The sequence below is a fragment of the Streptomyces sp. NBC_01352 genome, from assembly GCF_036237295.1.
GTDB classification, from domain to species: domain Bacteria; phylum Actinomycetota; class Actinomycetes; order Streptomycetales; family Streptomycetaceae; genus Streptomyces; species Streptomyces plumbiresistens.
The window spans coordinates 1,644,936-1,665,513 of sequence record NZ_CP108354.1 but is presented as its reverse complement, the minus strand read 5'-3'; the positions used below and the strand labels follow the sequence as shown (position 1 = coordinate 1,665,513).

Annotated in this window: 20 protein-coding genes; 14 read left to right on the top strand and 6 right to left on the bottom strand. The window is 73.0% G+C overall.

Annotation, left to right across the window (positions count from 1 at the left end):
* Positions 1-9 precede the first annotated feature (9 nt).
* The 4 genes from OG252_RS08020 (at position 10) to OG252_RS08005 (ending at position 4,562) form a co-directional block, all read left to right on the top strand.
* Entirely contained in the window at positions 10-1,218 is a 1,209-nt protein-coding gene (locus OG252_RS08020) for an acyl-CoA dehydrogenase family protein (RefSeq protein WP_329334805.1), read from the top strand.
* Complete coding sequence (locus OG252_RS08015; RefSeq protein ID WP_329334804.1) at positions 1,215-2,195, top strand: NADPH:quinone oxidoreductase family protein; 981 nt, start codon at positions 1,215-1,217, stop codon at positions 2,193-2,195. Before OG252_RS08020 ends, OG252_RS08015 begins: the two co-directional genes overlap by 4 nt.
* Positions 2,192-2,983, top strand: coding sequence for an SDR family NAD(P)-dependent oxidoreductase (locus OG252_RS08010; RefSeq protein ID WP_329334803.1), 792 nt, complete (start codon positions 2,192-2,194; stop codon positions 2,981-2,983). The genes OG252_RS08015 and OG252_RS08010 overlap by 4 nt, the downstream gene beginning before the upstream one ends.
* 325 nt (positions 2,984-3,308) lie before the next feature.
* Entirely contained in the window at positions 3,309-4,562 is a 1,254-nt protein-coding gene (locus OG252_RS08005; RefSeq protein ID WP_329334801.1) for an FAS1-like dehydratase domain-containing protein, read from the top strand.
* 58 nt (positions 4,563-4,620) lie between these two features.
* Here the strand turns inward: OG252_RS08005 and OG252_RS08000 are convergent, their stop codons facing one another.
* The 3 genes from OG252_RS08000 to OG252_RS07990 all read right to left on the bottom strand — a co-directional run bounded on the left by OG252_RS08000 (position 4,621) and on the right by OG252_RS07990 (position 8,222).
* The gene (locus tag OG252_RS08000) at positions 4,621-6,117 is read right to left on the bottom strand and encodes a FadR/GntR family transcriptional regulator (protein ID WP_266450973.1); all 1,497 of its coding nucleotides are present in this window, start codon (positions 6,115-6,117) and stop codon (positions 4,621-4,623) included.
* 140 nt (positions 6,118-6,257) lie between these two features.
* Positions 6,258-7,028, bottom strand: coding sequence for an SDR family NAD(P)-dependent oxidoreductase (locus OG252_RS07995; protein WP_329334798.1), 771 nt, complete (start codon positions 7,026-7,028; stop codon positions 6,258-6,260).
* A gap of 69 nt (positions 7,029-7,097) precedes the next feature.
* A complete protein-coding gene (locus tag OG252_RS07990) occupies positions 7,098-8,222 on the bottom strand; it encodes an acyl-CoA dehydrogenase family protein (RefSeq protein WP_329334796.1) in 1,125 nt (374 codons plus the stop codon).
* 156 nt (positions 8,223-8,378) lie between these two features.
* Between OG252_RS07990 and OG252_RS07985 the strand changes: the two genes are divergently transcribed.
* The gene (locus OG252_RS07985; protein ID WP_329334793.1) at positions 8,379-9,629 is read left to right on the top strand and encodes an acyl-CoA dehydrogenase family protein; all 1,251 of its coding nucleotides are present in this window, start codon (positions 8,379-8,381) and stop codon (positions 9,627-9,629) included.
* Positions 9,622-9,858, top strand: a complete 237-nt coding sequence (locus OG252_RS07980; protein ID WP_266450977.1) for a hypothetical protein — start codon at positions 9,622-9,624, stop codon at positions 9,856-9,858. Before OG252_RS07985 ends, OG252_RS07980 begins: the two co-directional genes overlap by 8 nt.
* On the opposite strand, the gene mftR is transcribed toward OG252_RS07980, so the two are convergent.
* Positions 9,815-10,504 carry a mycofactocin system transcriptional regulator gene (mftR, locus tag OG252_RS07975; protein ID WP_266450978.1) on the bottom strand — a complete coding sequence of 230 codons (690 nt, stop codon included), beginning with the start codon at positions 10,502-10,504 and terminating at the stop codon, positions 9,815-9,817. The genes OG252_RS07980 and mftR overlap by 44 nt on opposite strands.
* Positions 10,505-10,586: 82 nt before the next feature.
* Here mftR and mftA point away from each other — a divergent pair, with 82 nt between their 5' ends.
* Genes mftA through OG252_RS07935 form a run of 8 tightly spaced genes read left to right on the top strand, consistent with a single transcriptional unit; the run spans position 10,587 to position 17,740 of the window.
* A complete protein-coding gene (mftA, locus tag OG252_RS07970; RefSeq protein ID WP_266450979.1) occupies positions 10,587-10,736 on the top strand; it encodes a mycofactocin precursor MftA in 150 nt (49 codons plus the stop codon).
* A 14-nt stretch (positions 10,737-10,750) separates the two neighbouring features.
* Complete coding sequence (mftB, locus tag OG252_RS07965) at positions 10,751-11,065, top strand: mycofactocin biosynthesis chaperone MftB (protein ID WP_329334789.1); 315 nt, start codon at positions 10,751-10,753, stop codon at positions 11,063-11,065.
* Positions 11,065-12,327 (top strand): mycofactocin radical SAM maturase, encoded by a 1,263-nt coding sequence (gene mftC / locus OG252_RS07960; protein ID WP_329334787.1) that lies wholly within the window; start codon positions 11,065-11,067, stop codon positions 12,325-12,327. The genes mftB and mftC overlap by 1 nt, the downstream gene beginning before the upstream one ends.
* Positions 12,328-12,347: 20 nt before the next feature.
* Positions 12,348-13,532, top strand: coding sequence for a pre-mycofactocin synthase MftD (mftD, locus tag OG252_RS07955; protein ID WP_329334785.1), 1,185 nt, complete (start codon positions 12,348-12,350; stop codon positions 13,530-13,532).
* Complete coding sequence (mftE, locus tag OG252_RS07950; protein WP_329334782.1) at positions 13,529-14,194, top strand: mycofactocin biosynthesis peptidyl-dipeptidase MftE; 666 nt, start codon at positions 13,529-13,531, stop codon at positions 14,192-14,194. The genes mftD and mftE overlap by 4 nt, the downstream gene beginning before the upstream one ends.
* The gene (locus tag OG252_RS07945; protein WP_329334780.1) at positions 14,191-14,997 is read left to right on the top strand and encodes a mycofactocin-coupled SDR family oxidoreductase; all 807 of its coding nucleotides are present in this window, start codon (positions 14,191-14,193) and stop codon (positions 14,995-14,997) included. Before mftE ends, OG252_RS07945 begins: the two co-directional genes overlap by 4 nt.
* Positions 14,994-16,397, top strand: a complete 1,404-nt coding sequence (gene mftF, locus OG252_RS07940) for a mycofactocin biosynthesis glycosyltransferase MftF (protein WP_329334778.1) — start codon at positions 14,994-14,996, stop codon at positions 16,395-16,397. The genes OG252_RS07945 and mftF overlap by 4 nt, the downstream gene beginning before the upstream one ends.
* A complete protein-coding gene (locus tag OG252_RS07935; RefSeq protein WP_329334776.1) occupies positions 16,394-17,740 on the top strand; it encodes a CoA transferase in 1,347 nt (448 codons plus the stop codon). The genes mftF and OG252_RS07935 overlap by 4 nt, the downstream gene beginning before the upstream one ends.
* A 408-nt stretch (positions 17,741-18,148) precedes the next feature.
* Here OG252_RS07935 and OG252_RS07930 read toward each other — a convergent pair whose 3' ends face one another.
* Both OG252_RS07930 and OG252_RS07925 read right to left on the bottom strand, forming a co-directional pair.
* Positions 18,149-19,531 carry an amidohydrolase family protein gene (locus OG252_RS07930; protein WP_329334774.1) on the bottom strand — a complete coding sequence of 461 codons (1,383 nt, stop codon included), beginning with the start codon at positions 19,529-19,531 and terminating at the stop codon, positions 18,149-18,151.
* Positions 19,521-20,570 (bottom strand): enoyl-CoA hydratase/isomerase family protein, encoded by a 1,050-nt coding sequence (locus OG252_RS07925; protein WP_329334772.1) that lies wholly within the window; start codon positions 20,568-20,570, stop codon positions 19,521-19,523. The genes OG252_RS07930 and OG252_RS07925 overlap by 11 nt, the downstream gene beginning before the upstream one ends.
* Positions 20,571-20,578: the final 8 nt, after the last annotated feature.

The window sequence follows — 20,578 nt, the reverse complement described above, 5'->3', positions numbered from 1 at the left end:
GTGGGCCGAGTGACATCGACGACCGCGCACAGCCGACGCGACGACGCGCTGGAGACCGACGACGAGTTCCGGGCGCGCCTGCGAGCCTTCCTGACCGGGCACCACCCCGGCCGCCGGCCGAAGGACCCCGCCGAGCGGCTGGCCTGGCGCAAGGCCTGGCTGGCCACGCTGTTCGACGCCGGGTACGCCGGCCCGAGCTGGCCGCGGGAGTACGGCGGGATGGAGCTGAGCTTCGCCCGGCAGGTGATCTACCAGGAGGAGTACGCGAAGGCCAGGGTGCCGGGGCCGCTGGGCACCGGGCTCGGTATCGCCGCCCCCACCCTCATCACGTACGGCACGGCGGAGCAGAAGGAGCGCTTCCTGCGCCCCATGCTGCGCGGCGACACGGTGTGGGCCCAGGGCTACTCGGAACCCGAGGCCGGCTCCGACCTCCCGGCGCTGCGTACGACGGCCCGGCGGGAGGGCGACGAGTACGTCGTCAACGGACAGAAGGTGTGGAACAGCGCCGCCGACCTGGCCGACATCATCTTCACCCTCGTCCGCACCGGCACCCGCGAGTCACGGCAGCAGGGCATCACCTATCTGCTCGTCGACGCGCACGCACCCGGCGTCACCGTGCGGCCGCTGCGCGACCTGACCGGGGACGCGCACTTCTGCGAGATCTTCTTCAACGACGTACGGGTGCCGGTGTCCCACCGCATCGGCGAGGAGAACGGCGGCTGGCCGCTCGTGCGCACGAGCCTCGGCCACGAACGCGCGGCCGGGACGATGAACCAGGCCGCGATGTACCGGCGCGTGCTCGACGAGCTGATCGAACTGGCCCACGAGCGCGGGACGACCGCCGATCCGCTGGTGCGCGACCGGCTCGCGGACCTCGAGGTGCGGGTGCGGATCATGCGCTACACCGGCATGCGGACCATCTCCGACATCCTGGCCAAGGGCGAGCCCGGTCCGGCGTCCTCGACGTCGCGGCTGTTCACCGTGACCTTCGAGCAGGACCTGCACGAGTTCGCCGTCGACATGCTCGGCTCCCACGGAGTACTCGGCCGGCACGACCCGCACGCCGTGCAACGGGGCCGCTGGGTCTGGGGTTTCCTGCGCACCCGGGCATCGACGATCGGCGCGGGCACCGCGGAGATCCAGCGCAACACCATCGCCGAGCAACTCCTGGGCCTGCCCCGCGATCCGGCCGTGCCCGACGTGGTGAGGTCGCGATGAGGGCGGCGCGCTGCACGGAGTACGGGCCGCCGAGCGGCATCTCGGTCGTCGAACTCGACGACCTCGAGCCCGGCCCGGGAGAGGTCGTGGTCCGGGTGCACGCCGCGGCGGTCAACTACCCCGACGTGCTCATCGTGGCGGACCGCTACCAGGTCTCGGCGCCCCTGCCCTTCACGCCCGGCAGCGAGTTCGCGGGTGTCGTCACCGCCCTGGGGCCCGGGGTGGCCGGGCCCGCGGTGGGTTCACCCGTGGCCGGGGCGGTGCTCAGCGGCGCGTTCGCCGAGCAGGTCGTGGCGCCCCTCGCGGCACTGCGCCCGATTCCCGACGGCCTCGACATGGTGCACGCCGCCGCGTTCCACGTGACCTACAACACCGCCTACCACGCCCTGGTGACCGTCGGCGGCGCCACGGCGGGGGAGTGGGCGGCGGTACTCGGCGCCGCGGGCGGGGTCGGCTCGGCCACGGTCGACGTCGCCAAACGGCTGGGCCTGCGGGTCGTCGCGGCGGCGTCGAGCGAGGAGCGGCTCGCGACCGCGCGCAAGCTCGGCGCCGACGCCGGGATCGACTACGTCCGTGAGGACCTCAAGTCCCGGATCCGGGAACTGACCGGAGGCGAAGGCGCCCACCTCGTGGTCGACCCCGTCGGCGGCGACCACGCGGAGGCCGCCCTGCGGGCGTTGCGGCGGGACGGCCGGTTCGTCACGGTCGGCTATGCCGACGGGCGGATCCCCCGTATCCCGCTGAACCTCGTCCTGCTCAAGAACCTGGTCGTACGGGGATTCGAGGCGCGGACCATTCGCCGGACCGACCCGGACGCCGCGGCCGCGGCCGCACGCGCCCTCGCCGGCATGGTCCGTGACGGGATGCGCCCCCTCGTCTCCCGCGTGCATCCCCTCTCCGAGGTCGCGGCCGCACTGACCGACGTGGCCGAACGCCGCACCACCGGAAAGATCGTCCTCGACATGGAGGCCAGGTGAGTTCGACGACGAGCAGTGCAGCGGCGACGGTGGGCGGGCCGCTCGCCGGCCGGCGGGCCGTGGTGTCAGGGGCGGCCAGTGGCATCGGTGCGGCGGCCGTGGCCTCGTTCCTCGCCGCCGGGGCGGAGGTCGTCGGCCTGTTCCACACCACGCCGCCTCCGGACGGCCTCAAGGAAGCCTGCGACTGGGTGTCCTGCGACGTGCGCGTCCGCGGTTCGGTCGACACGGCCTTCGAGCAGGCCACGTCGATCCTGGGCGGTCTCGACGTCCTGCTGCACGCGGCGGGTTCCTGGCGGCCGGGTACGCCGGAGTCACTGTCCGACGACGAACTCGACCTGGTCCTCGACACCAATCTCCGGTCGACGGTCCTCACCAACCAGGCGGCGTTCGCGCGCATGCGGCACAGCGGCGGGCAGATCATCAACCTCGGATCGGCCGAGGGGGTCCGCGGGAATCCCCTGGCGCCGCACTACGCCGTGGCGAAGGCCGGTGTCCACGCGTGGACCAGGTCGGTGGCCGCGGCGTGGGGAAGGCACGGGGTCACGGTCAACGCTCTGGCGCCGGCGGTCAGTACGCCGGGCGCGGAACGGCTGTGGGAGCACCTGGGCCCGGAGCGTGCCGCCGCGTTCCAGGAGCGCTTGCGGACGACCATGCCACTGCGCGGTGAACTCGGTGATCCGGACACGGACCTGGGCCCCGTGATGGTGTTCCTGGCCGGTACCGGCGCGCAGTTCATGACCGGTCAGCTCATCGCCGTGGACGGCGGGCTGCAGATGCTCGGCGCCTGACGCCGCGGTGTCGCTCACCCGAACTCACATTCAGTTACCTCTTCTCGACGAGGCATGGTGCGTATGAATCGACCCGACGTGGATGAGCGGCCCGATGTCCCGGTCGGTCCCGAGTACCTGAGCCTCCCGCGGCGGCGGTCGACCTGGTGAAACGGCTTGACCCGTGTTTCCGAGAGCCAGAAGTGCCCGCCGGATTCCCGACGGGAGCCGTCGTCCCGTGGCTCGCGCCCGGACGTGAGTGACGAGGGGCGCCGACCCCGCCCGACATCGTGCGAGCCCCGCTCGCGGAACGCACCCAGGCCTGAGCAATCGAGGAGGATCTGCGATGACGAGCATCGAGGAGAAGCCGGCCGAGGGGTTCGGCGTGCTGAGCGACGAGGCGATCGAGCGGTCCCGCCGCCGCCTCGGCATCCCCAACCCGCAGCGCAACCCGCCGCACAACTACGAGGTGACCTGGGACGGCGTACGCCACTTCGCGTACGGCTACGGCGACGACAACCCGCTCTACTGCGACCCCGGCTACGCCTCGGGCACCCGCTGGGGCGAACTCGTCGCGCCGCCGGCCTTCCTCTACACGATGGGCGAGGACGCCGCCCCGAAACCCGACCCGGCGACCAAGGCGCTGCTCAAGGGCGACCCCTTCGCCGGACTCGGGTCGTACCAGGCGGTCATGGAGTTCGAGTGGTGGCGGCCGCTGCGGCTGGGCGACCGCTGCCGGATGCTGCAGACCCAGGTGGGCGTGCAGCCCAAGCGCAGCAGCTTCGGCGGACGCACCGCGCACGTCACCCACGACTACCTCTACACCAACGGCGACGGCGAGATGCACGCCCTCAGGCGGGGTACGTGGATCAACGCCGAGCGGCACACGTCGAGGAAGCGGGCGAAGGAAACGCTCCAGCAGCCGCCCTACACGCCCGGCCAACTCGCCGAGATCGACGCGGCGTACGCGGCCGAGACCAGGCGCGGCGCCGAGCCGCGGTACTGGGAGGACGTCGAGATCGGCGAGGCGCTGCCGGCCAAGGTGAAGGGACCGCTGACCACCACGGACGTGGTGGTCTGGCACCTCGGCTGGGGAATGCAGCTGACCCCGCCCGGAGCGTTCGGGATCGCCGCGCGCGTCCGCCGCAAGGCCCCTGGGCTCTACCCGCCCAACAAGCTGAACATCCCGGACACCGTCCAGCGCCTGCACTGGGAACCGGAGCGCGCCAGGGAGCTCGGCCTGCCGAACCCCTACGACTACGGCGGCATGCGCGAGACCTGGCTCTGCCATCTGCTCACCGACTGGATCGGCGACGACGGGTGGCTGTGGAAACTGCGCTGCGAGCACCGCAAGTTCAACTACCTGGGCGACACCACCTGGGTGCGCGGCGAGGTCGTGGACAAGAAGCAGGTCGACGGCCGGGCCGAGGTGCATCTGGCGGTGCGCTGCGAGAACCAGCGGGGCGAGGTGACCACGCCCGGCACGGCGGTCGTGCTCCTGCCGGCCCGCGACCAGGCCGTGGAACTGCCGGCGCCTCCCGCCCCGGACCTGCCCGGCATGGTGGCGCACGAACTGGCCCGGTTCAGCGTCACCGACTGAGCGGGCACGGCCACCGGTCGGTCAGTGCCACCGAACTGTTCCGCGGGCACGTGGTCGGTCAGTGCCACCAGGGAACGAGCGCGTCCAGATGGCGTCGCATCCGGTGCCGGGCGACCCCGGGGTCCGACGCGAGGATCGCGTCGAGGATGCGCTGGTGCACGTGCTGGACCTCTTCGGCCGCCGCGTCGCCCGGCAACCGGCGGTCCTGTCCGTCCGCGTGCCTGCGGAACAGCTCGGTGATGATGCCGAGGAACAGCGAAAGCACGGGATTGCCGGCCAGCTCGGCCAGCTCGGAGTGGAACAGGTCGGCCTTGCGCGGATCGTCGGCCGGGCCCTCGGTGGTCCACCGGACGGCCGCGGCCAGGCGCTCGGCCACTTCCTGGTCGCCCTCGGCGTGCCGGGCGGTCACCCGGGCGACGGTGCCGAGTTCGAGGGCGTCGCGCACGGTCCGCAGATCGTCGGCCGTGACGCCCTGGTACTCGAGGAAGAGCGCCATGGTGTCGATGCTGGCCTGCGGCTCCGGTTCGGTGACGATGAGCCCGCCGCCGGGGCCGCGGCGCATCCGGGCCACCGCGTGGTACTCCAGCAGCCGCACGGCCTCACGCAGCACCGCCCGGCTGATGCCGTAGCGGGCGAGCAGATCGGCCTCGGAGCCGAGCACCGAGCCGACCTGCCAGCCGCGCGCGGCGATGTCGTCGTGGATCCAGGAGGCGACGACCTCGGCCAGCTTGGCCCGCGGGCCCTCGGCCACCTCGGGCTCGATCACGTTGCCCGCGATCCGCGTGCGGCGTACCCGGTGCTTCTCGATCCAGGCGGCCACCCACTCCAGGTGTGCGGTGAGCGCGGTCTGGGCACGGGCACCGTCGCCGGCCACCACGGCGTCGACGATCGCCTGATGCGCCTCGTACGACTCCTCCGCGGAGGCCACCACCTCCGCCCTGGCGATCCGGCGGGAGGTGTGCGCGTACCGCGCGGTGAGGCGGGTGAGCACGTCGATGAAGAGGTGCAGCACCGGATTCCCCGAGAGTCTGCCGAGCACCGGGTGCAGCGGGTCGTGCGACTCGACGCCCAGGTCCTCCCGGTGCGCGCGCTCGTCGTCGAGGGTGGCGCGCAGCGTCTCGATGCCCTCCTCGGTGATCCGGTCGGCGGCCAGTCCCGCGGCGATCGGTTCGAGCAGGAGGCGGGCGTGGAGCAGGTCGGTGACGCTCGTGCCGACGTATTCGAGGTAGATCACGATGGACCGGGTCGCCGGGCCCGCGTCGGGAGCGCAGACGATCAGACCGCCGCCCGGTCCCCGGCGCATCCGGGCGACCTGGTGGTGCTCGACCAGCCGCACCGCCTCGCGCAGCACCGAACGGCTCACCGAGAAGCGCTCGCGCAGTTCCAGCTCGGACCCGAGCGACTCGTCCACGGGCCAGCCCCGGCGCATCACGTCCGCCTCGATACGGTGCGCGATCTGCGCGGCGAGCTTGCCGACCGGGGCGTCGCTCCCGCTCGCGGCGAGGTCCGACTCCCGCTCGCCGTCGGCGGGTTCGAGGTCGGCGGCAGTCGCCATGGGGCCAACTCCTCAGAAGACGTTGCGTATCCTCAGTATATGTGGCCGTCCTGACGCCGCCGCGCACGTCAGACACGTCGGCCGGGCTGAAATGTCGGGTTGGGGGTACTGTTTTCCGGCCCCTGTTCGCGAAGGACGGCTCATCGGGGCGCGAAGCGCTGCCCCGCGTCCAGGCGCAGACACTGTCCGTTGAGCATGGGGTTGTCGACCACCGCGAGCACCAGTTTGGCGTACTCCTCCGGGCGGCCCATGCGCTTGGGGAACGCGGCGTCCTTCACCAGCGCGGACCTGGCCTCGGCCGGGACCCGCTCCAGGGCGCCCGTGTCGAACAGGCTCGGCGCGATCGCCAGCACCCGGATGCCCAGCGAGCCCAGGTCACGGGCCATCGTGAGGCACATGCCGGCGATGGCGGCCTTGGCGGCGCCGTAGGCGACCTGGCCGATCTGACCCTCGAACGCGGCGATGGAGGCCGTGTTCACGATGACCCCGCGCTCACCGGTCTCCTCCGGGTCCTCGGGTTCGTTGCAGCTCATGTGCGCCGCGGCCAGCCGGCTGATGTTGAAGGTCGCGACCGCGTTGAGGTCGAGGACCTGGCGGAAGGTCGCGAGGTCGTGCGGACCCTGTTTGGTGAGGGTGCGCATGGCCTTGCCGCCGCCCGCGGTGGTGACGGCGACATGCAGCCCGCCGAGGCCCTCGACGGCCGAGCCGAGCGCCTCCTCGGTGCCGTCGAAGTCGGTGATGTCGACCGGATGGAAGCTGCCGCTGAACGCGGCGGCGACCTCGGCACCGGCGGAGCCGGGGCGATCCAGCACGGCCACGTCGGCGCCCCGGGCCGCGAGCATTTCGGCGGTGGCCCGGCCCATGCCGGACGCCCCGCCGAACACCACCGCCTTCTTGCCTTTGATCTCCACTGACGCTCCTTTCGTTCCTCTCGTTCCGCGAACGCCCCGCCGGGGGCCGATGGTCACCGTCGTCCCCGCTCAGACCGGTGCGGGCGACCGCCGTATCAGCTCGCACAGCCGCTCCCGATGGACCGCGGCGTCGCCGTACAGCACCCCGTCGGTCTGCGCCCGGCGCACATAGAGGTGCAGGTCGTGTTCCCAGGTGAAGCCGATCCCGCCGTGCAGTTGTAGCGACTCGCCCGCGACGTGCCCGGTCGCCGCGCTCGTGTACGACGCGGCGACGCACGCGGCCCGGGCGGCGTCCGCGCTGCCGGCGTCGGCGGCCATCGCCGCGTGGTGGGTGGCGGCCCGGATGCCGTGGACGAGCTGCGCCATGGTGGCGCACTTGTGCTGGACGGCCTGGAAGGTACCGAGCGGCCGGCCGAACTGGACGCGCGTCTTCATGTACTCGACGGTCATGGCGAGCAGCCGGTCCAGTACCCCGAGGGTCTGGGCCGACAGCAGGACCGACGCGTCGTCGAGCAGCCGCTGCACGTCGGTGGGGCCACCGTGCAGGCGGCGGTCCGCCGGGACCCGGACGCCGTCCAGGCGGACCTCGCAGAACGTCCGGGTCAGGTCCAGGACCCGCTGCCGCCGGACCGTGACGCCCGGCGCGTCACGGTCGACGAGGAACGATGCCGGTGCGCCCTCGTGCCGTGCGGTCACCAGCAGCCAGCGCGCCCCGTCCGCGTCCTGCACCGCCGTCTTGACGCCGTCGAGCACCACGCCGCCGGCATCGGTGCGCGCGGCGGTGTGCCCGCCGTCGAGCGTCCACGGCGAGCGGTGTTCGGCGAAGGCCCATGTGGCCCAGGCGGTTCCCTCGGCCAAAGAGGGCAGTACCTCGGCCCGCAGCCGCGCCGAACCGCCGCGAACCAGCGCCTGTCCGACGAGTGCGGTGGGCAGGAACGGCCCCCGTGCCGCGGCCCGGCCGATCTCCTCGGCGACCAGGGCGAGTTCGATCACCCCCTGGCCCGCGCCGCCGTACTCCTCCGGCAGGGCGAGCCCCGGCCACCCGACCTCGGCCGCCGACCGCCACAGCGCCGGGTCGACCTCCGCGTCCTGGTCCAGTTGTGCCCGCAGGACATCCGCCGGGGCACGGTCGCGGAGCAGGTCGCGCGAGGCCGCGCGCAGCATCGCCTGCTCCTCGCTGAGTTCGAAGTCCACCAGTCACCACCCAGGTCGGAACGCTGCCGTGCCGATTACGGTGTCGCGTGAAGAAAGTATCCTCTTTTATGGTCCTGGTCGAGCTGCTTCCCTGGGAAAAGGGCTTACGTCCAGTTCGATCACATGGTTAGAGTAGCCCCATCACGGATTGCGACCGTGGCTCTCCATGAAGGGCGGATGGCGATGCGGCTGGAGTCCACGCCGGAGCTGGAGGCGTTCCGGAAGCGGGTGCGGGCGTTCGTCGCCGAGCACGCGCCCGGCGTCAAGGAGCACGCGGGGGTGCGCGCACCCGAGCCCGCGCTGATGCCGGCGATCCGGGAGTGGACGGCGAAGCTGTACGAGGCGGGCTTCCTCGGCATCGACTGGCCCAAGGAGTACGGCGGCCGGCCCGACGCCCATCCCCTCGAACCCTTCGTCGTCGCCGAGGAGATCGCCCGGGCCCGCACCTGGCCGCCCGTCGGCGCCGCGGCGCTGGCCTCGGCCGCGCTGATCGACTTCGGCAGCGACGAGCAACGGGCGCGCTTCCTGCCCCGCATCCGCACCTGTGCGGATGTGTGGTGCCAGCTGTTCAGCGAGCCGGGCGCGGGCAGCGACCTGGCCGCGCTGCGGACACGGGCCCGCCGCGAGGGCGAGGGCGACGAGGCCGTGTACGTTGTCGACGGCCAGAAGGTCTGGACGACCAACGGCCAGTACGCCGACATGGGTTACCTCCTCGCGCGCACCGACCCGGACGCCCCGCGGCACCGCGGCATCACGGCGTTCGCGCTGGACATGCGCAGCCCGGGCGTCGACATACGGCCGCTGCGCGAGATCACCGGGACCACCGACTTCAACGAGGTCTTCCTCGACGGCGTCCGGATCCCGGCCGCCCACGTCATCGGCGAGGTGAACGCGGGCTGGCGGGTGGCGATGAGCAGCCTCGGCCACGAGCGATCCGGCGTGGCCGCGCGCGGTGTGGAGCTGTTCGCCGCGCTCGACGACCTGCTGCGGCTCGCCGAGGGGACTTCGGTCGGCGGCCGGCCCGCCCTCGACGACTCAGCCACCCGGCAGGACATCGGCGAACTGGCCACCCGGGTGTACGTCAACGCCGCGATGACCGCTCTCGCCCAGTCACGGACGCTGCACGGCACCGAGGAGCCCGCCGACGCCCCGTTCGGCAAGATCTTCTTCAGCGAGCTCAACCACGACCTCGTCGCTTTCGGTCTGCGGCTGCAGGGCACGGACGGACTGCTCACCGAGGGCGACCCGGACGTCGCGGCGGACGGCTGGTGGCAGGACGCGCACCTGTACGCACGCGCCTACACGATCGCCGGCGGCGCCAACGAGGTCCTGCGGACGCAGATCGCGGAGCGGGGGCTGGGGCTGCCGCGGGAGCTGCGCGGCCGAGCGGGGGAAGGACGTGGCTGACACCGCGATCCTGGAGCCGCTGCTGTGCCGGCTGGCGATCCTCGGTGCCGTCGCGGCCCTGAGCGTGACCCTGTTGCTGCTGGCCGACCGGCACGTCGAACCCGCCACCGTGCCGAGGCGGTTGGTCCGCCGGATGCGCTGGTGGAGCCTGCACGCGCCGGCCGTTCTCGCCGTCGGCGTCGCCCTCACGCTGGGGTCTCTCGCGGGCCTGGCGGTGACCCATGCCTGAGCGCCGGCGCTCCCGCCTCCGAGCCGGTTTCGTACTCCTGCAAACCGGGGGCGAGCGCACGCAGCGCCCGGTCCAGGAACTCACCCAGGTCGGTGCCGTCGTGGCGCAGCCACTGCTCGTAGGCGGCGACGGCGGCACCCAGACAGGCGTGGGCGATCACCTGGGGCGGCAGAGCGTCCGCCGCCCCGCCGAGCCGGCCGGCGGCGAACTCCGCGACGACGGCCCGCCATTCGGCGTACATCAGGGTGGAATGCGCCTGCAGCGCGGGCACGTCGAGGATCAGCCGCATCCGCAGACGGTGCCACGGAGCCTGGGCCGGGTCGACGCGATTGAAGTCCACGATCGCTTCTCGCAGCGCGTCCATCATCGGCGTCTCGCGCGGATACGCCCCGAGCAGCGCGCGCATCCGCTGCAACTCGCCCTCGAAGTCCCCCCAGACCGCGTCGTTCTTCGACCTGTAGTAGCGGAAGAAGGTACGCCGGCCGATCCCGGCGGCCGCCGCGATGTCTTCGACGGTGACCTGGTCGAAGCCGCGTTCCGCGAAGAGCCGCAGCGCGTGCTGTTCGAGCTGCGCGCGGGACGTCGACGGCCGGCGCCCGGTGCGGGCAACACCGTCGACGGCGGGGGGACTTGGTGGTTTTGGCACGCACTCTTCCTTTCGGCACGGGGTGCCATTATGTTCCCTGATAGCGAGAACGTTCATTTCTCCATAGGAGAGGCAGATTCTCATGAGCACTGCCGCACAGACCCCCGCACGCGACAACACCCCTGCGCCGCTCGTCGACGAGCAGCCGGAGGCCTCCGGCTACGACCTGTTCGTGGAGGAGGACCTGCTGGTCGAGGAGGTCTCCATCGACGGCATGTGCGGCGTGTACTGAACCGGCCGCGTTCCATGCCGTCTTCCGCGTCCGACGAGTCCTTCGACATGGACCGCGCCTGGACCCTGCACCCCCAGGTCGCGGTCCGGCCCGAGTCCTTCGGGGCCCTGCTCTACCACTTCGGCACCCGGCGCCTGTCGTTCCTCAAGGACCGCCGACTGCTCGCGGCCGTACGGCTGCTGGGCGAGCGGTCCAGCGCCACGGCCGCCTGTACGTCCGCCGGGATCGGCGACGACGAACTGACGCGCTATCACCACGCGCTGGCGACCCTGGCGACCTCCCACATGATCGTGCTGCGCACGCCCGACTCTCAAGGAGGAGAGGCGTGATGACCCCCGCCACCCCCGCCACCCTCACCCCCACCGCGGGCCCGCGCAGCCTGGTCGACCACTTCGAGTACGGTCTCGACGCCCCGATCTGCCTCACCTGGGAACTGACCTACGCCTGCAACCTGTCCTGCGTGCACTGCCTGTCCAGCTCCGGCCGCCGCGACCCGCGCGAGCTGAGCACCGACGAGTGCAAGGCCGTCATCGACGAGCTCGAACGCATGCAGGTCTTCTACGTCAACATCGGCGGCGGCGAACCGACCGTCCGCCCCGACTTCTGGGACCTGGTCGCCTACGCCACCGAGCACCGCGTCGGCGTGAAGTTCTCCACCAACGGCATCAAGATCACCCCGCACGCGGCCCGCCGCCTCGCCGCCTCCGACTACGTGGACGTACAGCTGTCCCTGGACGGCGCCACCGCCGAGGTCAACGACGCCGTTCGCGGCGAGGGTTCGTACGCGACCGCCCTGCGCGCCATGGACAACCTCCGGGACGCCGGCTTCGAAGGCTTCAAGATCTCGGTGGTCGCCACCCGCCACAACATCGGCCAGCTCGACGCCTTCAAGCAACTCGCGGACGACTACGGCGCCCAGCTCCGCCTCACCCGGCTGCGCCCGTCCGGACGCGGCGCCGACGTCTGGGACGAACTCCACCCGACCGCCGCGCAGCAACGGCAGCTGTACGACTGGCTGATGGAGCACGGCGAGGAGGTCCTCACCGGGGACTCGTTCTTCCACCTGTCCGCCTACGGCAGCGCGCTGCCCGGGCTCAACCTGTGCGGCGCGGGCCGGGTGGTGTGCCTGATCGACCCGGTGGGGGACGTCTACGCCTGCCCGTTCGCCATCCACGACACCTTCAAGGCCGGCAACGTCCGCGACGAAGGCGGATTCACCGGCGTCTGGCGCGAGTCGGACCTCTTCGCCGACCTGCGCAGTCCGCAGACCGGCGGCGCGTGCACCAAGTGCTCGGCGTTCGACTCCTGCCGGGGCGGCTGCATGGCGGCGAAGTTCTTCACCGGGCTGCCGCTGGACGGCCCGGACCCGGAGTGCGTGCAGGGCCACGGCGAGAACGCGCTCGCGCATCCGGACCGTACGGTCCCGGCGCCCGGCCAGGACCACTCGCACCGCACCACCCGCAAGCCGGTCACCCCCCGCGAGCCCGTCTTCGTGACGATCGGCGAACGCCCCGGCGCGTCCAGGACCCCACCGGTGTCCCCCTGCGCGGAACACCCCCTGGCCGGGTTCACGCCACCCGAACTCCCGTAACACTTCGTGAGAGGTGCCTCATGGGCAACCGCTGGTTCGAGACCGTCGCGCACGCCCAGCTGCGGGCGCGCAAGCGGCTCCCGAAGTCCGTCTACAAGGCCCTGCTCGCCGGTACGGAGGCAGGGGTCTCCTACCGGGACAACCTCGCCGCCTTCCGGGAGCTGGGCTTCGCCCCGCACGTGGCGGACCTGTCCGCCGACCGGCAGACGGCGACCACGGTCATGGGCCAGGAGATCGCCCTCCCGGTGATCATCTCGCCCACGGGCGTCCAGGCGGTCCACCCCGACGGCGAGGTGGCGGTCGCCCGGGCCGCCGCCGCGCGCGGCACCGCGATGGGGCTCAGCTCCTTCGCGAGCAAACCGGTCGAGGAGGTCGTGGCGGCCAATCCCAAGACGTTCTTCCAGATGTACTGGATGGGCTCGAAGGACTCGATGATCCGGACGATGGAACGGGCCCGCTCAGCCGGAGCAGCGGGCCTGATCGTCACCCTCGACTGGACCTTCTCCCACGGTCGCGACTGGGGCAGCCCCTGGATCCCCGAGCGGCTCGACCTCAAGGCGATGGCCAAGCTGGCCCCCCAGGGCCTCACCCGGCCGAGCTGGCTGCTCGACTACGCCCGCTCCGGCAGCCTCCCGGACCTCACCACCCCCAACCTGGCCGACGAGGACGGCGTGGCCCCCGCCTTCTTCGGCGCGTACGGGCAGTGGATGGGCACTCCGCCGCCCAGCTGGGACGACATCCGCTGGATGCGCGACGAATGGCAGGGCCCCTTCCTGCTCAAGGGCATCTCCCGCGTCGACGACGCCCGTCGCGCCGTGGACATCGGCGTCACCGCGATCTCCGTGTCCAACCACGGCGGCAACAACCTCGACACCATCCCCGCCCCCATCAGGCTCCTGCCCGGGATCGCCGGCGCGGTCGGCGACCAGATCGAGGTCCTCCTCGACGGCGGCATCCGCCGGGGCGGCGACGTCGTCAAGGCCCTCGCGCTCGGCGCCCGCGCGGTCCTGATCGGCCGCGCCTACCTGTGGGGCCTCGCGGCATCGGGTCAGGCGGGCGTGGAGAACGTCCTCGACATCATGGCCGGCGGCATCGACTCGACGCTGCGGGGCCTGGGCCGCTCCTCGATCCACGACCTCGGCCCGGACGACGTCCTGGTCCCTGACGGCTTCACCCGCACCGCAGGTGCCACGGAGCGCGGATGACAGCGGAACTGTCGCACCTTGCCTGGACCGCGATACCGGACCGGCCCCTCGTCCTCGTCCCGCTGGGCTCCTTCGAACAGCACGGCCCCCACCTGCCGCTGGACACCGACACCCGGATCGCCGACGCCGTCGCAAACGCGGTGGCCCGGCGGCTGGGGGAGAAGACGCTGGTGGCGCCCCCGGTCGTCTACGCGGCCAGCGGAGAGCACCAGGGCTTCCCCGGCACCATGTCCATCGGCAACGAGGCGCTGCGCTTCATGCTCGTGGAACTCGTGCGCTCGCTGGCCCTTTGGGCGGGGCGCGTCGTCTTCGTCAACGGCCATGGCGGCAACGTCCGTTGTCTGTCCGGCGTCGCCGCCCAACTGGCCCAAGAGGGACGGGACGTGGCCTGGATCCCCTGCTTCCCGGCGGGCGGCGACGCGCACGCCGGTCACACCGAGACCTCGCTCATGCTCCATCTCGCGCCGCGGCTGGTGCACTTGAGCCGCGCGGAGCGGGGAAACACCGCACCGCTCGCCGAGTTGATGCCCGCGATGCTCGCCGGAGGCGTGGGCGCGGTGGCGCCCTCCGGTGTACTGGGCGACCCGACGACCGCCACGGCCGACGAGGGGGCCCGGCTCTTCGACGAGCTGGTGGCCGGTGTCGAGAGGGCGCTGCGGTGACCGAGCGGAAACGTATCGCCCTCGTCACCGGCGCCGCCCGGGGAATCGGCGCGGCCACGGTACGGGCCCTGTGCGCCGAAGGGTACGGGGTGCTCGCGCTGGACAGCTGCGCGGGCGATGCCCCCGAGCGCGGCGCCGGCGTGGATTACCCGCTGGCGAACCGTCAGGACCTGGAGAAACTCGGCGCGGAGCACCCCGGGCAGGTACTCGTCGAGGTCGCCGACGTACGGGACCGGGCCGCCCTGGACGCCGCGGCGGCCAGAGCGGTCGAGCACTTCGGCCGGCTCGACGCCGTGGTGGCCGCGGCAGCCGTCATCACGGGCGGACACCCCCTGTGGGAGACCCCGGAAGCCCACCTGCGGACCCTGTGGGACGTCGACGTCATGGGCGTGTGGAACACCGCGGCGGCCTGCGTGCCGTACCTCCTCGACGGACCCGCCCCGAGCGGCTGCCGCTTCGTCGCCGTCGCCTCGGCCGCCGGAACCCGCGGCCTGTTCCACCTCAGCGGCTACGGCGCCGCCAAGCACGCCGTCGTAGGACTGGTACGCGGCCTCGCCGCCGACCTGGTCAACACCGGCGTGACCGCCGTGGCCGTGTCCCCGGGTTCGACCCGCACCGCCATGCTGGAGGCGACGGCCGCGCTCTACGGACTCGACGACGTCGAGTCCTTCACCGACTCGCAGCTCAGAGGCCGGCTGAACGAACCCGAAGAGGTCGCCGCACTCATCGCCTTCTGCTGCTCCCCGAACGGCAGCGTGGCCAACGGCGCCGTCATGAGCGCCGAGGGAGGCTTCCGCGGATGACCTTCCCGGCGGGGACCGTGGTCGAACTCGGCCCCCAAGTACGGCAGTACGACGACGGACGCGTCCTGGTAGGCGGAGCCCCGCCCCGCCTCGTACGCCTCGGCCCGCGTACCGAACCCCTCCTGAAGAACCGCAGGATCCTGCTCGACGGGTCACCCTCCGTCCGGCTCGCGGACCGCCTGGTCACCCTCGGCATGGCCCACCCGGTCACCGCCGAGCTCCCTGCCCTGGACACGGCCCTGCTGACCGTCGTCGTACCGGTCCGGGACCGCGCGCCGGAGCTGGACCGGCTGCTGGCCGGCATCGCGGGAGGAGGGGTGCGGGTGATCGTGGTCGACGACGGCTCCCACGACCAGCTGGCCGTACGGCGCGTCGCCGCCCGCCACTCGGCCCGGCTGGTGTCCCTCGACGTCAACCGCGGCCCGGCGGCGGCCCGCAACGCCGGTCTGCGCCAGGTCCGTACCCCGTACGTGGCCTTCGTCGACTCGGACGTGGTCCTCGCCCCTGACACCCTTCCCACACTGCTCAGGCACTTCCACGACCCCCGCCTGGCCGTCGTCGCCCCGCGCGTCCTGGGCCTGAGCGATGCCGGCTCCGGCTCCTGGATCTCGCGGTACGAGGCGGCCCGGTCCTCCCTGGACCTCGGCCCCGACCCCGCCCTCGTCCACCCCCGCTCCCGGGTGTCCTGGGTCCCCAGCGCCTGCCTGATCGCCCGCGTCGACGCACTGGGGCCCGGATTCGCCGAGCCGCTGCGGGTGGGCGAGGACGTCGACCTGGTCTGGCGCCTGGCCGCCGAGGGACGGCGGATCCGCTACGACCCCTCCGTAACGGTCCGCCACGACCACCGCACGCGGCTCACGACCTGGCTCGCCCGCAAGGCCTACTACGGCTCCGGCGCGCACACCCTCGCCCTGCGGCACGGCCGTGCCGTCGCCCCGGCCGCCCTGACACCGTGGGCCGCCGGGGTGGCCGCCGCGCTGCTCGCCCAGCGGCGCTGGTCCGTGCCGGTGGCGGCCGCGGTGCTCACCACGGTGGGCCGGCGCTACACCCGCGAAGCGACCGCCGGCACCGTCGACCCACGTCGCCTCGCCGCCTCCCTGACCGGACTGGGCCTGGCCGCGACGGCGGAACAGACGGCGGCCCTGCTGCTGCGGCACTGGTGGCCGCTGAGCGCCGCCGGCTGCCTGGTGTCCCGCCGGGTCCGCCGGGCGACCCTGCTCGCGGCGGTCGTCGACGGACTCCTCGAACACCGACGCTGCGCCCCGGACCTGGACCCCCTGCGCTTCACGCTCGCGCGGCGTCTGGACGACCTCGCCTACGGCGCCGGGGTGTGGGCGGGCGCGGTCCGGGGGAGGTCGGTGCGCTGTCTGCTTCCGGACATCCGCGGGCGCGGTCGATGACGGGCGATCCCGCCGAGACCGTACGGCGGTGGCTGGGTGCGCTCGGCGATCTCGCGCCACCCCCTGTCGTGGCGGGATGCCCGTACCTCGACTGGGCGGCCTCCGGCGGCATGGCCCTGACCGGTGAAACAGCCGGCCCGCCCGTACTGTCACCCGCACCGATGATGTCCCTTCTCGGCGCGGTCGGCGGCGCACTGTCGTGGCTGGGCGCCGACATCGACCCCGCCCTCCTGCTCGGCAGCAGGGCGGGCGCCATGGACCTGACCCGGCGGGGCCGCACGTCCGCGGGCGGTGCGAGTCGGCTGCTTCCCGCCGCGGACGGCTGGCTGGCGGTGACGCTCAGCCGCCCGGACGACATCGACCTCGTCCCCGCGATACTGGGCCGGGCCGACGTCTGCGACCCCTGGCAGGACCTCGCCACGGCCGTACGCGGCGCATCGGCGCGGGAGTTCACGGCACGCATCCGCATGGTCGGCGTCCCCGCGGCCGTACTACCGACCGGCACTCCCGTGACCGACGCGCCGTGGCAGGTCACCGCGATCGCCGCACCCCACACAACAGACCGGCCCCTCGTCGTCGACCTGTCCTCCCTGTGGGCCGGACCCCTGTGCGCCCACCTGCTGGGCCGGGCCGGTGCCCGAGTGGTCAAGGTGGAGAGCACCCGGCGGCCCGACGGGGCACGGGCCGGGAACCGGCGGTTCTACGACTGGCTGCACGCCGGCCAGGAGAGCGTCGCCGTCGACTTCACCACGGCCGCCGGGCGTGCGGAACTCGCCGAGCTGGTGGACGCCGCCGACGTCGTGATCGAGGCGTCCAGACCCCGCGCGCTCGCCCAGTTGGGCCTGGACCCGGAGCGGCTCGACCACCGTCCGGGCAAGGTGTGGGTCGGCATCACCGGGTACGGCCGCGCCCGACCCGACCGGGTCGCCTTCGGCGACGACGCCTCCGTCGCCGGCGGACTGGTCGCCCGGTCCGCGGGCGGGCCGGTGTTCTGCGCCGACGCGATCGCCGACCCGCTGACGGGACTGGTCGCCGCCCTGGGCGCCCTGGCCTCGCTGGCCGGCGGCGGCGGTCAGCTGATCGACCTCTCGATGCGCGACGTGGCCGCGGCGTTCGCCGGTGCCCGGCCGACCTGCCCTGGCCCGCACCCGGTACGGACGCAGCCGGCCGGGCCGGTGGTCCAGTGCCGACGGCTCGCCCGCTCGCAGGCGGTACTCCCGCCCTGCGCACCGACCCCTGAGGGCACGGCGGCCACCTCGGGCCGTGACACCGGGCGGGTACTCGCCGAACTGCGGGACCGCAGACGTGTGTTCAGGCTCCGTGCACGAAGCGACCCTCGATGAGCGTGGCGCGGATGTGTCCGGCGTCCGGTGCGCGTGGTGCGTCCGTCAGGGGCCGGTTCAGCAGTATGAGGTTCGTCGGTCAGCCGACCGTGGTGTTTCGTGGCGGCCGCCTGGGATCGTGCCGTGCAGCAGGGACCGGGCCGTGACACCGGAGGTGGTCGCCGAGCTGCAGGATCGGTGACGTGTGTTCAGGCTTCGTGGGCGATGCGGCCCTTGATGAGCGTGGCGCGGATGTGTCCGGCGTCCGGTGCGCGTGGTGCGTCCGTCAGGGGCCGGTTCAGCAGTATGAGGTTCGTCGGTCAGCCGACCGTGGTGTTTCGTGGCGGCCGCCTGGGATCGTGCCGTGCGGCAGGGGCCGGGCCGTGACACCGGAGGTGGTCGCCGAGCTGTGGGATCGGTGACGTGTGTTCAGGCTTCGTGGGCGATGTGGCCCTTGATGAGCGTGGCGCGGACGTGTCCGGCGTCCGGTGCGCGCAGTGCGTCCGTCAGGGACCGGTCGAGCAGCACGAGATCAGCCGGTTCACCCACCGCGATCTCCCGTGGCGGCCCACCGGGATCGTGCAGTGGAGAGAGCAGGCCGCGCAGCACCGTCCGGGCCGGGACCCGCTCCCCGGCACCCAGCACGCGCCCGGACGGCGTCAGCCGCTCGGACGCGGCCCGTAGGCAGGCCCAGGGGTCGGGATCCCCGTACGGGGCATCGCTGCTCGGCGCCACCCGGACGCCCGCCCGCAGCAGGCCGGCGTAGCGCCACAGGTCCGGGCGGTCCCCGGGCTCGCCGCGTGCCCAGTAGTCGTCGCCGCGCAGGGCCACCAGCGTCGGCTGGGTGACCACCCGGATTCCGCGTGCCGCCAGCTCCTTCGCCGCGGACAGATCGGCCACGGCGCAGTGCTCGACCCGGTCGCCGTCCATCCCCCCGGCCTGGTCGAACGCCGCCAGGGTCAGGGCAAGGGCCGTCCGGGTCACGCAGTGCACGGCGACCGGCCGGCCGCCCGCGTGGGCCTGCCTCATCCGACCGGCCAACTCGTCGAGGTCCGGCAGGGCGTGGTCGGCGACGACCAGCTTGACCGGGCCGACGCTCAGGCGCGGATGGGACCGTACGTCCGCGTCGGCGGCCATCACCATGACGTGCTGGGGGAGTTCGTCCCGTCGTACGGCATCGGCCACGACCTCGGCGGCGCCCGCGTCCGGCGTGGCGTCCGCGACGTGGGTGACACCGAAGGCGGCCAGCCGTGCGCCCACCGGCCGCAGGGACGGCGGACGCCCGCCGAGCGCCTCGCGCAACCAGGCGTCGGCACGCCACAGCCGCCCGGTCGGCCGGCCGGTACGGTCGCGCTCGACGCCCTCGTGCACGGCTGCCCGCGCCCCGAGCCGGTCCAGCCCGGCCGAGTTGACCACCCACAGCGCACCGGACCGGTGCTGCACCCGCACCGGTACCGTCCGGCGCCAGGCATCAAGGACGTCCCGGTCCAGGTCCCCGTGGGCCACGTCGTCGTAGCCCACCGCACGCACCCATCCGTCCTCGCCCGCCACCGCCTCCGAGAGCAGCGCCGCGAGGCCGTCGCGGGAGGCGGCGGACACGTCGAGGGACGCGTCACGTGCCGCCGTCGCCGCCAGATGCAGATGGTGATCCGCCAGACCGGGCAGCAGCGCGCCGCCGTCGCCTCGTACGACCAACTCTTCAGAACACGCACGCAGTTGGCGTCCGATCTCCGTCACCACACCGCCACGGACCCGGCAGTCCACCAGGCTGCCCCGAAGCTCCACGCCGCTCAGCAGCACGTCACCCGTCATGGCCCTCGACCTCGTCCACCAACCCCCACCGCAGGGCGGTCGCGGCATCGACCCTGGCCCCGCTCAGCATCATCCACGCCGCCCGCCACCGCCCGATCCGCCGCGGCACGCTCACCGTCCCGCCGGCGCCCGGCACCAGACCCATCGCCACCTCGGGCAGCAGGAAGAACGCATCGGGCGAGGCCACCACCCGGCCCGCGAAGGCGGCCATCTCGATGCCCGCGCCCACGGCCGCCCCGTGCACCCGGACCGTCACCCGCTCCCGCATCCGGTCGATCAGCCGCCACGGCGCCCGCTCCAGCCGCACCAGGTACGCCGCCACGAGATCCGTCGCCGTACCGAACTCGGCCAGGTCGCCTCCGCTGCAGAACACCGGGCCCGCACCGGCCAGTTCGACCTCGTCGATCGTGTCGTCGAGAGCGGCGATCTCCAGCGCCTCGAACAGCTCCTCCCGCATCCGGAAGCTGACCGCGTTGCGCCGCTCCGGACGGTCCAGCAGTACCGACAGCTTGCCGCCGTCCCGCCGCACGCGCACCAGGGGCAGATCCGTTTCTGCCGGTCGGGCCGTCCCCCGCCCGGCGAGCCAGGCCGCGAACTCGGTCCCGCCGAGCAGCATCGAGTACGCCGCGGCCTCGGCCGCCAGGCCCTGCAGCGTGCCGAGCGACGGCGTCTGACGCAGCAACTGCCCCAGGGCGATGCTCGCTCCGGGGTGACGCTCGACGATGTCGGCCAGCTCCTCGAACGCTTTCCGCGGATCCTCCACGGACACCAGCTGCCGGGCGTCGGCGGCGTCGGCGGCGTCGGCTTCGACGTCCGGTGCGGCCAACGTCAGGGTCAGGGCGTCCAACAGCGGAAGCAGCCGGTCCGGCGGCCGTCGGGTCGCCATGCCCACGGTCGGTGACAAGGAGTCGGCCACCCGGGCTGCGGCGGCCGCGACACTGCTCGGATCGGCGCGGTGCCAGTCGTCGAGAACCAGGTACCGCACGGGATTCCCCGGCCGCCCGTCCGGACGGAGCATCAGCCCCTCGTCGATGTCCACGGCACATC

What these genes read in the sequence shown, in the direction of transcription:
- OG252_RS08015 (WP_329334804.1), top strand. Translation starts at nt 1,215, where the DNA reads ATGAGGGCGGCGCGCTGCACGGAGTACGGGCCGCCGAGCGGCATCTCG.
- OG252_RS08005 (WP_329334801.1), top strand. Translation starts at nt 3,309, where the DNA reads ATGACGAGCATCGAGGAGAAGCCGGCCGAGGGGTTCGGCGTGCTGAGC.
- OG252_RS08000 (WP_266450973.1), bottom strand. Translation starts at nt 6,117, where the DNA reads ATGGCGACTGCCGCCGACCTCGAACCCGCCGACGGCGAGCGGGAGTCG.
- mftA (WP_266450979.1), top strand. Translation starts at nt 10,587, where the DNA reads ATGAGCACTGCCGCACAGACCCCCGCACGCGACAACACCCCTGCGCCG.
- mftB (WP_329334789.1), top strand. Translation starts at nt 10,751, where the DNA reads ATGCCGTCTTCCGCGTCCGACGAGTCCTTCGACATGGACCGCGCCTGG.
- mftC (WP_329334787.1), top strand. Translation starts at nt 11,065, where the DNA reads ATGACCCCCGCCACCCCCGCCACCCTCACCCCCACCGCGGGCCCGCGC.
- mftD (WP_329334785.1), top strand. Translation starts at nt 12,348, where the DNA reads ATGGGCAACCGCTGGTTCGAGACCGTCGCGCACGCCCAGCTGCGGGCG.
- mftE (WP_329334782.1), top strand. Translation starts at nt 13,529, where the DNA reads ATGACAGCGGAACTGTCGCACCTTGCCTGGACCGCGATACCGGACCGG.
- mftF (WP_329334778.1), top strand. Translation starts at nt 14,994, where the DNA reads ATGACCTTCCCGGCGGGGACCGTGGTCGAACTCGGCCCCCAAGTACGG.
- OG252_RS07935 (WP_329334776.1), top strand. Translation starts at nt 16,394, where the DNA reads ATGACGGGCGATCCCGCCGAGACCGTACGGCGGTGGCTGGGTGCGCTC.
- OG252_RS07930 (WP_329334774.1), bottom strand. Translation starts at nt 19,531, where the DNA reads ATGACGGGTGACGTGCTGCTGAGCGGCGTGGAGCTTCGGGGCAGCCTG.